At 72.4% G+C, this 12,298-nt stretch carries 11 protein-coding genes; 5 read left to right on the top strand and 6 right to left on the bottom strand.

Annotation, left to right across the window (positions count from 1 at the left end; all coding sequences use genetic code 11):
- Positions 1-8: 8 nt before the first annotated feature.
- Entirely contained in the window at positions 9-998 is a 990-nt protein-coding gene (locus Q9S71_RS13200; protein WP_311862802.1) for an asparaginase, read from the bottom strand.
- A 61-nt stretch (positions 999-1,059) separates the two neighbouring features.
- Here Q9S71_RS13200 and Q9S71_RS13195 point away from each other — a divergent pair, with 61 nt between their 5' ends.
- Positions 1,060-1,554 (top strand): OsmC family protein, encoded by a 495-nt coding sequence (locus Q9S71_RS13195; RefSeq protein ID WP_311862800.1) that lies wholly within the window; start codon positions 1,060-1,062, stop codon positions 1,552-1,554.
- Here Q9S71_RS13195 and Q9S71_RS13190 read toward each other — a convergent pair.
- Entirely contained in the window at positions 1,523-2,302 is a 780-nt protein-coding gene (locus Q9S71_RS13190; RefSeq protein WP_064001494.1) for a lysophospholipid acyltransferase family protein, read from the bottom strand. The genes Q9S71_RS13195 and Q9S71_RS13190 overlap by 32 nt on opposite strands.
- A 141-nt stretch (positions 2,303-2,443) precedes the next feature.
- On the opposite strand from Q9S71_RS13190, the gene Q9S71_RS13185 reads away from it, so the two are divergent.
- Positions 2,444-3,403 carry an FKBP-type peptidyl-prolyl cis-trans isomerase gene (locus tag Q9S71_RS13185; RefSeq protein ID WP_311862798.1) on the top strand — a complete coding sequence of 320 codons (960 nt, stop codon included), beginning with the start codon at positions 2,444-2,446 and terminating at the stop codon, positions 3,401-3,403.
- A gap of 42 nt (positions 3,404-3,445) precedes the next feature.
- Positions 3,446-4,528 carry a 1-deoxy-D-xylulose-5-phosphate reductoisomerase gene (dxr, locus tag Q9S71_RS13180; RefSeq protein ID WP_311862796.1) on the top strand — a complete coding sequence of 361 codons (1,083 nt, stop codon included), beginning with the start codon at positions 3,446-3,448 and terminating at the stop codon, positions 4,526-4,528.
- 31 nt (positions 4,529-4,559) lie between these two features.
- On the opposite strand, the gene Q9S71_RS13175 is transcribed toward dxr, so the two are convergent.
- From Q9S71_RS13175 to Q9S71_RS13165, 3 genes are all read right to left on the bottom strand, one after another.
- Positions 4,560-6,134: a Mur ligase family protein gene (locus Q9S71_RS13175; RefSeq protein ID WP_311862794.1), complete on the bottom strand. Its 1,575-nt coding sequence runs from the start codon at positions 6,132-6,134 to the stop codon at positions 4,560-4,562.
- A gap of 40 nt (positions 6,135-6,174) precedes the next feature.
- Positions 6,175-6,852, bottom strand: a complete 678-nt coding sequence (locus Q9S71_RS13170) for a DUF1775 domain-containing protein (RefSeq protein ID WP_311862792.1) — start codon at positions 6,850-6,852, stop codon at positions 6,175-6,177.
- A gap of 90 nt (positions 6,853-6,942) precedes the next feature.
- Positions 6,943-7,524, bottom strand: coding sequence for a hypothetical protein (locus tag Q9S71_RS13165; RefSeq protein ID WP_311862791.1), 582 nt, complete (start codon positions 7,522-7,524; stop codon positions 6,943-6,945).
- 86 nt (positions 7,525-7,610) lie between these two features.
- Between Q9S71_RS13165 and Q9S71_RS13160 the strand changes: the two genes are divergently transcribed.
- Entirely contained in the window at positions 7,611-8,924 is a 1,314-nt protein-coding gene (locus Q9S71_RS13160; protein WP_311862789.1) for a M50 family metallopeptidase, read from the top strand.
- 8 nt (positions 8,925-8,932) lie between these two features.
- Here the strand turns inward: Q9S71_RS13160 and Q9S71_RS13155 are convergent, their stop codons facing one another.
- Positions 8,933-10,834, bottom strand: a complete 1,902-nt coding sequence (locus Q9S71_RS13155) for a chorismate-binding protein (RefSeq protein WP_311862788.1) — start codon at positions 10,832-10,834, stop codon at positions 8,933-8,935.
- A 238-nt stretch (positions 10,835-11,072) separates the two neighbouring features.
- Here Q9S71_RS13155 and ispG point away from each other — a divergent pair, with 238 nt between their 5' ends.
- Positions 11,073-12,203, top strand: coding sequence for a flavodoxin-dependent (E)-4-hydroxy-3-methylbut-2-enyl-diphosphate synthase (gene ispG / locus Q9S71_RS13150; protein WP_064002420.1), 1,131 nt, complete (start codon positions 11,073-11,075; stop codon positions 12,201-12,203).
- The last annotated feature ends 95 nt before the right edge of the window (positions 12,204-12,298 follow it).

Genomic DNA, 12,298 nt, shown 5'->3' with positions numbered 1-12,298 from the left:
TGCCGGGATCAGACGGTGGGACGGATGACGCCGACGTCCCTGCCGCCGCCGGTCACCGTCAGCGGCAGGTCGGCGAGGGTGCGCGCCACGTCCGCCGCCTGCAGGGCGCCGGCACGGACGAGCAGCGTGAGCGCCGTCACGGCGCCCGCCCGGGTGCTGCCGTCGAGCATCTTCAGCACGGCGGTCGTGCCGTTCGGGGCGATCATGGCCATGACGCCCTCGGCACCGTGCTTGGCGAACACGCCGAGGCGCTCCGTCACGATCGAGTCGGGCTGACCGGGGCCCTGGATCACCCACGGGTTCTCCCGGACGGCACGGACCAGGGTGCCCGCGCTCCGGTGCAGCGCGAACGGCGACTTCTCGGACGAGGCGCCGATGCGGTGGAAGGCCCGGGCGAGGGCGGTGAGACTCATCGCGTGCACCGGGGCGCCGCATCCGTCCGTCGCCGTCGCCGTGATTTTCGTCCCGGTCATGCGCTCGATGACCTCACGGGTGTGGACCTGCAGCGGATGCTGCGGGTCGAGGTAGGTCGTCGTGTCCCACCCGCTCGCCTGACAGGCCAGCAGCATCGCCGCGTGCTTGCCCGAGCAGTTCATCCGCACGCGCTGCGGCCCGATCAGCTCGCGGGTCATCTCGTCGCGCGCGGCCGGGTCGCCCGGCCACGCGGGCGGGCACTGCAGCGCATCCTCACCGAGACCGGCGGCGGTGAGGATGTCGGTGACGAGGGCCACGTGCCGGTCCGTGCCGGAGTGGCTGGCGGTCGCGACGGCGAGGTGCGGGCCCTCGAGGGTCGCCCCGGCCGAGACGCTCGCGAGCGCCTGCATCGGCTTCAGGGTCGAGCGGGGCAGGATCGGCGCCTCCACGGCACCCAGCGCCGAGACGACCCCGCCCTCGGGGTCGAGCACGATCGCCGAGCCCGCGTGACGGGACTCGATGAAACCGCTGCGTTCGACGACGGCGAGTTCGACGGCATCCGTCACGGCGAAGGTCTCAGGCACCCGTCCAGCCTAGCCAAGGCCCTCCCGCGCCCGCCCCGGCTGCGCGTGCGAGACTGGCCGCGTGCACGACCAACACCACTATCGCGTGAAGACCCTCTGGACGGGCGACCGGGGGAGCGGAACAAGCGGATACCGCGACTACGACCGCGCCGTCACCGTGCAGGTCGAGGGCAAGCCCGACCTGCTCGCCTCGGCCGACAAGCCGTTCCGCGGCGACCCGACGCGCTGGAACCCCGAGGACCTGCTGCTCGCCGCCCTCTCGGAGTGCCACCTGCTGTCGTACCTGCACGCCTGCGTCACGGTGGGTGTCGTCGTGACCTCCTACGAGGACGACGCGACGGGGACGATGACGCTCGACGGCAGAGGAGGCGGCTCATTCCGCGAGGTCACCCTGCGGCCGCGGGTGACGGTGGCGGATGCCGCGATGGTCCCCGCGGCGGAGGCCGCCCACCGGCAGGCGCGCGAGTGGTGCTTCATCGCGAACTCGGTGAACTTCCCCGTGCACCACGAGGCCGTCGTGACCGTCAGCGACGTTCGTGCGGCAGGACCTGCTTGAGGCGCTCGACCGGATTCTGCGCGGGCACCTCGTTGTACGAGCCGGCGAGTTCCTGACCTGAGAGCGCGTGGATCGCCGACATGATGTCGTCGGTGGCCTGGCGGCGGGCACGGCCCGACGACGCCGGACCGTGGTGGGACAGATCCATCGGCGCGCCGTAGCGGATCGTCACCCGCGGCGACATGCGCGGCCACTTCGCGCCCACGGGCATCGCGTCGTTCGTGCCGACGATCCCCACCGGCACGACCTTCGCGCCCGTCTCCAGCGCGAGGAAGGCGACACCCGTGCGGCCCTTGTAGAGGCGTCCGTCGAGCGAGCGCGTGCCCTCGGGGTACAGCGCGATGGCCTTGCCGGACTCGAGGATGCGGCGCTGCTGGTCGAGGGCGTCGAGCGCGGCCTGGCCCGCCCCGCGCTGCACGGGGGTGGCGCCGAGGGCGCGGAAGAAGCGGTTGCTGAACCAGCCCTTGATCCCCGACCCGTCGAAGTAGCTCGACTTGGCCAGGAAGTAGACGGGCCGCGGCGCGAACAGCGGCAGCACGAACGAGTCGATGAAGCTCAGGTGATTGCTCGCGAGGATGATGGGGCCCGACCGCGGGATGTTGCCCACGCCCTCGATACGGGGGCGGTAGATCAGCCGTGCCAACGGGCCGAAGCCCCAGCGCACGAGGTAGTAGAGGCCACCGGCACGCGCGAGTTCGTCGTCGGATGACCCGGCGGAGTTCTCGGGGGGAATCGGCGCTTCGGTCACCAGAAGAGGGTACTGCCAAACCCATGCGGGCCAGGACATGCCCCCGGTGCATCGCGGCGCTCGGAACACCGACTCACACCCCGGACAAAAGAAGGTGGGGGAGGATGGAGGCACTCCCCGTTTCTCTGTGAGGTCTACTCCGTGCGTCTTCGTCCTTTCGCCGCCCTGTCCGCCGTCGCCGTGACCGCGCTTCTGCTGACCGGATGCGGCTCCTCCGACACCGCCGCCCCGACGCCCACCGGCTCGGCGGCCGCAGATCTCTGCGACGCTGCCGCGAAGCCGGGCGAGGCATCCGATTCCGTCAAGGTCGACGGCGCCGTCGGCTCGCCCTCCACCGCCACCTTCTCGACGCCGCTCGAGCCGAAGGAACTGCAGGTCACGGTCCTCGACGAGGGCGACGGCCCCGCCGTCAAGGCCGGCGAGTTCGTGTCGTACGCGATGACCGCGTACAGCGCCGAGGACGGCAAGGAGCTCGCCACGATCGGATACGAGCCCGGCCAGTTCCTGCCCTCGCAGCTGTCGCCCGACACGGTTCTCGGTCAGGTCTTCGGATGCGGGCACGTCGGCAAGCGCGTCGTCGCCGCGTTCCCGGCCAGTGACACGGCGCAGGCCGAGGTCTACGTCCTCGACCTGCTCGGTACGGTGCCCACCGCGGCCTGGGGTGAGCCGCAGGCCGCCCCCGCCGGCTTCCCGAAGGTCGAGCTCGCCGAGAACGGCTCGCCGAAGATCACGATCCCCGAGGGCGAGGAGCCGCCGACCCAGACCGAGGTCGCGACCATCAAGAAGGGCGACGGCTACACGGTGCAGAAGGGCGACTACGCCCTCATCCAGTACACCGGCGTCCGGTGGTCGAACGGCGAGACCTTCGACTCCACGTGGGATAAGGGATCGCCCATCGCCTACCCGACGACGAACTACGTCCAGGGCTTCCAGAAGGCGCTCGAGGGTCAGACCGTCGGGTCGCAGGTCCTCGTCGTGATCCCGCCCGCCGAAGGCTACGGCGAGGGCAAGATCAACGAGGCCGACCTGAAGGGCGAGACGATCGTCTTCGTCGTCGACATCCTCGGCGCGCAGACACCGGCGGCAGCTCCCGCGCAGTGACGGCGGCCCGGCCGAGCCGGTCCCCGCGGGTAGGGTGAGCGCATGCGACGCATCCTGATCCTCGGTTCGACGGGCTCGATCGGGACGCAGGCGCTCGACGTCATCCGCGCGAACCGCGACCGCTTCGAGATCGTCGGTCTCGCGGCGGGGCGGGATGCCGAGGGCCTCCGTCGTCAGGCGGAGGAGTTCGGCGTGGCCGCCACGGCGCTCGGGGCCGGCGACGCCGAACGTCTCGTCCGCAGCGTCGAGGCCGACGTCGTCGTCAACGGGATCACCGGATCGGTCGGGCTCGGGCCGACGCTCGCGGTGCTCGAGACGGGCGCGGCGCTCGCGCTCGCCAACAAGGAATCGCTCATCGTCGGCGGCGAGCTCGTCACGCGGCGGGCGGCCCCCGGCCAGATCGTCCCGGTCGACTCGGAGCACTCCGCGATCGCGCAGTGCCTGCGCTCGGGGGAGGCGGGCGAGGTGCGCCGCCTCGTCCTGACCGCCAGCGGCGGCCCCTTCCGCGGGCGGACCCGCGAGCAGCTGCGGGAGGTGACGCCCCGTGAGGCGCTCGCGCACCCCACCTGGGACATGGGGCGCGTCGTCACGACGAACTCGGCCACCCTCGTGAACAAGGGCCTCGAGGTCATCGAGGCGCACCTGCTGTTCGACGTCCCCTACGACCGCATCGACGTGACGGTCCACCCGCAGTCGATCGTGCACTCGATGGTCGAGTTCGTCGACGGGTCGACGATCGCGCAGGCGTCGCCGCCCGACATGCGGCTGCCGATCTCCCTCGCCCTCGACCACCCGCGCCGCGTCGCGGGGGTGGGTGCCCCGCTCGACTGGACGACGGCGTCGACGTGGACGTTCGAGCCGCTCGACACGGCGGCCTTCCCGAGCGTCTCGCTGGCGAAGCAGGTCGGTGTCGCCGGGTCCACCTATCCCGCCGTGTTCAACGCCGCCAACGAGCAGGCCGTCGAGGCGTTCCACGACGGCGCGCTGCCGTTCCTGGGCATCGTCGACACGATCGCGCGCGTCGTCGACGCGCATGAACCGCCAGCGGAGCTGACGCGCGAGAGCCTCGCTGACGCCGAGCGCTGGGCGCGGACCACCGCGGACCGGCTCATCGCCGCCGGCTGAGGCTCCCTCGAGTCCCTACCCTTCCCGAACGTCAGGCGGGAACCGGCCATCCCGCGCGTCGCAGGGCGTCCGTCGCGGCGCCCTCGGCGTCGAACGGCGTGCGGACTCCGTGGATCTCGCGGTAGTGCTGGTGGCCCGGTCCCGCCCACAGGATGGCGTCGCCCTCGCCGACCAGCGAGACCGCCGTCGCGATGGCCTCCTCGGGCGGGGTGACCTCGTGGATGACAGCGTCCGGTCGCGCCGCGCGCGCCCCGTCGACGAGCGCACGTCGGATGAGAGCGGGATCCTCCGAGCGGGGATGCTGGTCGGTCACGACGAGCACGTCGCTCCCGAGCGCCGCGACGGCGCCCATGTCGGCGCGCTTGGTGGTGTCGCGGTCGCCGTTGGCCCCGCACACCATGACGACCCGCCCGGGGGTGACCCGACGGACCGCGTCGAGGGTCTTCGCGAAGGCGTCGGGGGAGTGGCCGAAGTCGAGGTAGAGCGCCGGGCCGCCGGCGCCCGAGATCCGCTGGATGCGGCCGGGCAGGCGCGCGTCGATGGCGCGGTCGCCGATGAGGGCGGTCAACGCGTCCCACTCCCAGCCCGCCTCGAGCAGCATGACGATCGCGAGGCCCGCGTTGGACGCCATGTGCGGACCGATCACCGGCACCGTCGTGGTCACCGAGCCCGCCGGGCCCGACAGCGTGAAGGTCGTGCCCTCGGGCGTCTCGGCGACGAGGTCGACGCGCCAGTCGGCGGCCGCCGTCGGGTCCTCCGCGATGGCGGCGGTCAGCACCGTCGTCACCGGGATGCCGGCACGCTCGGCGATCGCCTGTCCTGCCGGCTGGTCCACGCACACCACCGCGCGGCGCGCGCGCTCGGGGGTGAACAGGGCCGCCTTGGCGGCGAGGTACTCGGTCATGTCGGCGTAGTCGTCGAGGTGATCGTGCGACAGGTTCGTGAACCCGGCGACGTCAAAGACGAGACCGTCGACGCGGTGCCGGGTGAGGGCCTGCGCGCTGACCTCGACCAGGATCGCCTGGACGTCCTTCTCGCGCATGAGTCCGATCAGGGCGTGCATCTCGGATGCCTCGGGGGTCGTCAGCCGCGAGGGGATCACCTCGCCCGCGATGTGGCGCTCCGCCGTCGACGACAGACCCGTCGTGACGCCGAGACCGTGCAGCATCCCCTCCATGAGGTGGGTGACGCTCGTCTTGCCGTTCGTCCCGGTGACGGCCAGGAGCGGCGGGAGGTCGGCATCCGCGCCCGTGCCGTAGACGAGTGCGGCGAGTCCGCCCAGGCGCGCCCGGGGGTCGTCGACGACGAGGACCGGGACGCGGACGTCCGCCAGGAGCGCCGCGCCGTCGGCATCCGTCACCACGGCGACGGCGCCCATCGCGATCGCGTCGGGAGCGAACTCCGCCCCGTGGCGATGCGCGCCGCGGACGGCGACGAACAGCTCGCCCGCGCGCAGATCGGCGGTCGCGAGGGTCACACCGTGGACGGACACCCCCGCGAGGTCGCCCGACGCCGTCGCGCCGAGGTGGGCGGCGACGTCCTGCAGTGGCACGGCACGGGGGTGCGACGGCCGGAGGACGGGGGGAGGTGCGGAGGGGTTCTGCATGGTCCCTCCATCATCGCACCCGGCCTCCGGCCGGCCCGGGTCAGACCCGACGTCGGTTCAGCAGAGCGACGACGAGTGCCGCGGCGCCGAGCACGAGTGCGCCGCCCCCGAGCCAGGTCGCGACCGGTGCGCTCGCGGCGGCCTCCGCCTCGGGAGCAGCCTCGGCCGCGCCGTGGCCGTCGCCGTGCTCGGAGGTGCCCGCGGCCGACGCCGCAGCGACGGCCACGACCGGCGCGGGGGATTCGAGCTCCTCCGGGTCCTGACCGTCCTCGGCCACCTGCGCCCAGGCCGTCTCGCCGACCTCGCACCGCTGCGTCACGGGGAACGCGATGTCGGTGTCGCCGACGTCCGAGGAGAAGAGCGCGTCGAAGGATGCCGAGGCGGCGAGGCCGTCCTCGATCGGGGTGAGCGCGGTGTAGGTCACCTGCGTCGGCGTGCCGTCGTCGCCGAGGACGCGGCTGATCTTCCACACGCCGTCGACGACGGGGGTGACGTTGGCCACTCCCTCGGGGACGTCGAAGACGAGGGCCGTCGTGGGGGAGCCGTCGCACCCGTGGCTGAACGAGAAGTCAAGGCGCGACGTGGCGCCGGCGGCGGCGCCCTCGGCGTGGACGTGGACGTGGGCGGATGCCGCCAGGGGGGCGGCGAGGACGAGGGCGCCGCCGAGGGCGACGCCGGTGAGGGTGAGCGCCGAACGGCGCGGGGAACGCGTGGTCATGAGTCGATGTCTCCCGAAGGGGTGTGCGGGGCGCGCCCGAGGGCCGGCCCGCGCGGAAAGGTGAGGGTCGTGCCGCCGTGGGCGGCCGGCTCAGCGGGGAGGTCCGCGGCGGGAGAGATCGGCGAGGGCGAGGCGGGGGCGGAGGCCCCGCGGCGTCGTGAGCGGAAGGGCCGGCGCGCGCCATCCGCCCGTCGGCGGGGCGACGACGGCGACGCGCAGGAGGGAGTGGATGCCGCGTGCCACGGCGCGCAGCATCCGTTCGCCGTGGCAGACCGCCACCGCGGTGACGACCGCGGCGAGGGCGTGGCCGGCGATCATCGCGCCGTCGACCGAGACGGTGCCCCCGGCGGTCGCGCCGAGCGCGAAGGCGGCGTGGTGATGGCCGGCGGGGGCGGCCGTCGGCTGGACGTCGCCGACGAGCGCGAAGGCCGAGTGGAGGAGCGCCTGCGCGGCGACGACGGCGAGCCCCGTCCGGACGGCGGAGGGCCGGGACCCCACGATCGCCAGTGTGATCGGCCACGCGAGCAGCATCACGGTCGCGACGAGCCAGGGAGCGGGTGCGGTGCCCCCGCCGAGGGTGTGGGCGGCCGCCGCGGTCAGCGTCGCGACCGCAGCCGCCCCGCCCGCACGCACGACGCGCACGCGCCGCGAGTCGACGGGTCGGGGGATCACCCTCCCAGCCTAGATCCGAGACGAGCCGCGATGACGGCGGCGACGTCATCGCCGCTTCATAGCGTCCGGGGGTAGCGTGTCGGCTCGTGACCGTACTCGCATTCATCATCGGCGTCGTCGTGCTGGTGGTCGGGCTCGCCGTGTCGATCGCCCTCCACGAGGTCGGGCACCTCGCCCCCGCCAAGGCGTTCGGTGTCCGTGTGGGCCAGTACATGATCGGCTTCGGCCCGACCGTGTTCTCGCGCCGGGTCGGCGAGACCGAGTACGGCTTCAAGCTCCTGCCGCTCGGCGGTTACATCTCCATGGCGGGCATGTACCCGCCCTCGGCGGCGACCACGGGCGAGGGTGACGACGCGCGGCCGCGCCGCCGCCGCCTGTTCGAGACGCTCATCCAGGACGCCCGCACGGCCAACGACGAGACGCTGCAGGGCGACGGCGCCGGGCGTGCCTTCTACCAGCTGCCGGTCTACAAGCGCGTCATCATCATGCTCGGCGGCCCCGCGATGAACCTCGTGCTCGCGATCATCCTCTTCGCGATCATGTTCTCCGGTATCGGCGTGCAGACGGCCACGACCACCGTCGCGTCGGTCAACGAGTGCGTCCTCCCGGCCGGCAGCACGCAGACCTCGTGCGCGGCGGACGATCCGGCCTCCCCGGCGGCGGCCGCCGGCATCCGTCCCGGTGACGTCCTCGTCTCGGTGGACGGCACCCCGGTCGACACCTTCGCCGAGGCTTCGGCGATCATCCAGAAGTCCCCGGACCGGCCGATCCCGGTCGTCGTCGAGCGCGGCGGCACGCGGCAGACGCTCGAGGTGACCCCGGTGCTCGCGACCCGCGAGATCGCGACGGCGGACGGCGGCACGACGACGGCCGAGGTCGGCTTCGTCGGGATGTCGGCGACGGTCGCGTTCGTGCCGCAGCCCATCTGGGACGGGCCGCAGGCGGCCCTCGCGCAGACAGGCCAGGTCGTGGGGATCATCTGGCAGCTCCCGGCCCGGGTCTACCAGACCGCCGTCGACACGATCACCGGCGCCGGTCGCGACCCGAACGGCCCCCTCTCCGTCGTCGGCGCCGGGCGACTCGCGGGCGAGGTCGCCGCGACCGAGACGCCGATCCTGAACCGCGTCTCGGGCATGCTCGCGCTGCTGGGCTCGCTCAACATCGCCCTGTTCGTGTTCAACCTCGTGCCGTTGCTCCCGCTCGACGGCGGCCACGTCGTCGTCGCGCTGTGGGAGGGGCTCAAGCGCGTCTGGGCGCGGATGACCGGGCGGCGCGCGCCGCGTCCGGTGGACGCGACGAAGCTCGTCCCGATCACCTACATCGTCGTGATCGGCCTGATCATCATGGGCGGCACCCTGATCCTCGCCGACATCGTCAACCCCGTGCAGCTGCTGGGCTGACGGGCGGCTCAGGCCTCGACGGGGCTGAGCGCGTGCGTGACGAGCCGCTCGAGGGTGGTGAGACCGTCGCGCGAGAGGATCGACTCGAGGTGGCCCTGCACCGACGCGTACGCGGGACCGCGCAGCGCGTAGACGTCGCCGGTCCGTGCATCGGCCGACACCTCGGTCGCCCCCACGCGGGTCGTTCCCGGGGAGACGCGGGCCGTGAACGTGTTGTAGAAGCCGATGGATGCCGGGGTGCCGAAGACGTCGACGGTCTTCTGCAGGCCCTGGTGCGGGCTCGCGAGCGGCGTCAGCTCGAGTCCGAGCCGGTCGGCGAGCACCTGGTGGCTCAGGCACACCGCGAGCAGCGGCGCACCGGCATCCACCCGTTCCGCCACGATCTCGCGGAGACGGGCGATACGGGCGCTGTCGGCGTCGCGCGGGTCACCCGGTCCGGGGCCCGAGACGACGAGGTCCGCCGCGGCGACCGCTGCGGGGGAGGCCTCGGACCAGTGCGCGATCGTCACGTCGAAGCCGAGATGACGCAGCTGGTGGGCGAGCATCGTCGTGAACCGGTCCTCGGCGTCCACCACGAGGGCGCGTCGCCCGGCGAGCGGACCGCGTCCCGGCTCGCCCTGGGGGTTCAGCCAGAAGGCGGCCAGGCGGGCGTTGCGCGAGGAGAGGAGCTCGGCGATCGCGGGATCCTCGGCGAGCGGCCGCGGGGCCGGGGCCGGGGCGTCCTCGTCGACGGTGCGGGCGACGACGTCCCGCGGGATCGCGCCGATCGCCCCCAGCACACCGGCCGCCTTGCCGTGGGTTTCGCCCACCTCGCCGTACGGGTCGGAGTGGCGCACGAGGGTCGCGCCCACGGGGACCCGCAGCCGGCCGTCGACGACGTACGCGGTGCGGATGAGGATGGGGGCGTCGAGGTCGTGTCCGCCGTCGGCGCGCGGCGTGAAGAGGGCCGCCACGCCGGAGTAGTACCCGCGCGGGCTCTGTTCGTGGCGGGCGATGACGGTGCAGGCGTTCTGCATGGGCGAGCCGGTCACGGTGGGCGCGAACATGGTCTCGCGGAGGATGTCGCGCGGGTCCATCGTGCTCGTCCCGCGCAGCATGTACTCGGTGTGCGTCAGCCGCGACATCTCCTTGAGGTGCGGGCCCGTGATGCGGCCGCCGTCGCTGCAGACCGCCGACATCATCTTCAGTTCCTCGTCGACGACCATGAAGAGCTCCTCGGTCTCCTTCGTGGAGGAGAGGAACTCGGTCAGGGTCTCGGCCGTCGCGCCGCCCGCCGGGTGGCGGAAGGTCCCCGAGATGGGGTTCATCGTCACGACGCCGCCCTGGGCGCTGACGTGTGCCTCGGGGCTCGCGCCGACGGCGAGGTGGTCGGGAGTCGACACCAGGAACGTCCAGTAGGCGCCGCGCTCGTGCTCGAGCAGCGCTCGGAACCACGTCAGACCCGCCGTCAGCGGGTCGCCGCCGACCTGCGCGACGTAGTCGCGGCGGATGACGAAGTTCGCCCCTTCGCCGCGGCCGATCTCGTCGGCGATGACCCGGCGGACGATGTCGGCGTACTCCTCGTCGTCGATGTCGAAGCCGGCGTCCTCGAGGGCGACGGGCTCGGTCGGCAGCTGGGCGAGTGCGTCCGACAGGGGCAGGGAGTGCCGTTCGCCGACGACGAGGCAGCGCAGCGGCGCGCCGTCGTCGTGGCACGCGAAGCCGCGCTCCACGACCTGACGGAACGGGACGAGCGCGAGCACCTCGCGCGCGGAGCCCGCGGCATCGGTGAGGGGGATGTCGGCGAGCAGCTCGACGTCGACCACCTCGCCGGTGAGCACCTCGACGGTCGCGCCGTCGCGGGCGAGAAGGGCGAAGGGGATGCCGCGCGCGGCGAGGTCGGCGAGGATGATCGGGGCGGTGCCGGTCATGGGGGATCTTCCGTTCGGGGCGGTCGCCGGTAAACGAGAAACGACCGCCGGGCTGTCAGCTCAGGCGGTCGTCGGGATGCACGTGGCGTCCGCCTCAGGCGGAGCGCCACCACGTGCGGTTCGCGAACATGGGGCCGAACCTACCACAGGCGACCCTCGCGGCATCCTCTCGGCCGGGTGCCGTGCCCGAGCGCCCCCCGCGGCTTAGGCTGGAGCCGTGCCAGCTGTGAACATCGGGATGCCCCGCGTGCCGGAGGTCCTCGCGCCTCGTCGCAAGAGCCGTCAGATCAAGGTCGGCAAGGTCCTCGTCGGTGGCGATGCCCCCGTCAGCGTCCAGTCGATGACGACGACGCCGACCACCAACATCAACGCGACGCTGCAGCAGATCGCCGAGCTCACCGCCTCCGGGTGCGAGATCGTGCGTGTGGCCGTGCCGTCGCAGGATGACGCGGACGTCCTGCACATCATCGCCGCGAAGAGCCAGATCCCTGTGATCGCCGACATCCACTTCCAGCCGAAGTACGTGTTCCAGGCGATCGACGCCGGCTGCGCGGCCGTTCGCGTGAACCCCGGCAACATCCGCAAGTTCGACGACCAGGTCGGTGCGATCGCCAAGGCGGCCCAGGCCGCGGGTGTGTCGCTGCGCATCGGCGTCAACGCCGGGTCACTCGACCGGCGCCTGCTCGAGAAGTACGGCAAGGCGACGCCCGAGGCTCTCGTCGAGAGCGCCGTGTGGGAGGCATCCCTCTTCGAGGAGCACGACTTCCACGACTTCAAGATCTCGGTCAAGCACAACGACCCCGTCGTCATGGTGAAGGCCTACCGGCAGCTCGCCGAACGGGGCGACTGGCCGCTCCACCTCGGCGTCACCGAGGCAGGCCCCGCCTTCCAAGGCACGATCAAGAGCGCGACCGCGTTCGGCATCCTGCTCGGTGAGGGTATCGGCGACACGATCCGTGTCTCGCTGTCGGCGCCGCCCGCCGAAGAGGTCAAGGTCGGCCACCAGATCCTCCAGTCGCTGAACCTGCGCGAGCGCAAGCTCGAGATCGTGTCCTGCCCGTCGTGCGGCCGCGCTCAGGTCGACGTCTACACGCTCGCCGACAACGTCACCGAGGGCCTCAAGGACATGACGGTCCCGCTCCGCGTCGCCGTCATGGGCTGCGTCGTGAACGGTCCGGGAGAGGCGCGCGAGGCCGACCTCGGTGTCGCGTCGGGCAACGGCAAGGGGCAGATCTTCGTCAAGGGCGAGGTCATCAAGACCGTCCCCGAAGAGGACATCGTCGCGACCCTCATCGAGGAGGCGAACCGCCTCGCCGACGAGATGGGGCCGGATGCGCCCCTCGGAACGGCGCAGGTCGTCACCTCCTGACGCGCCGCCGACGAGCGCGTATTCCGATCGGGGAATGGGCGTCATCGAATCGTTGTACTAGAGAGCACCGGGAGCCTTCCCGCATCTGCAACGAT

The organism is Microbacterium gawkjiense, from assembly GCF_031932225.1.
In the GTDB taxonomy this organism is placed as follows: domain Bacteria; phylum Actinomycetota; class Actinomycetes; order Actinomycetales; family Microbacteriaceae; genus Microbacterium; species Microbacterium gawkjiense.
The sequence above is the reverse complement of the archived record's forward strand: the minus strand, read 5'-3'. Positions and strand labels throughout refer to the sequence as shown.

Bases quoted from the DNA above. Each gene is read 5' to 3' on its own strand.
- ispG (WP_064002420.1), top strand. From the start codon at position 11,073: ATGCCCCGCGTGCCGGAGGTCCTCGCGCCTCGTCGCAAGAGCCGTCAG.
- dxr (WP_311862796.1), top strand. From the start codon at position 3,446: ATGCGACGCATCCTGATCCTCGGTTCGACGGGCTCGATCGGGACGCAG.
- Q9S71_RS13170 (WP_311862792.1), bottom strand. From the start codon at position 6,852: ATGACCACGCGTTCCCCGCGCCGTTCGGCGCTCACCCTCACCGGCGTC.
- Q9S71_RS13155 (WP_311862788.1), bottom strand. From the start codon at position 10,834: ATGACCGGCACCGCCCCGATCATCCTCGCCGACCTCGCCGCGCGCGGC.
- Q9S71_RS13175 (WP_311862794.1), bottom strand. From the start codon at position 6,134: ATGCAGAACCCCTCCGCACCTCCCCCCGTCCTCCGGCCGTCGCACCCC.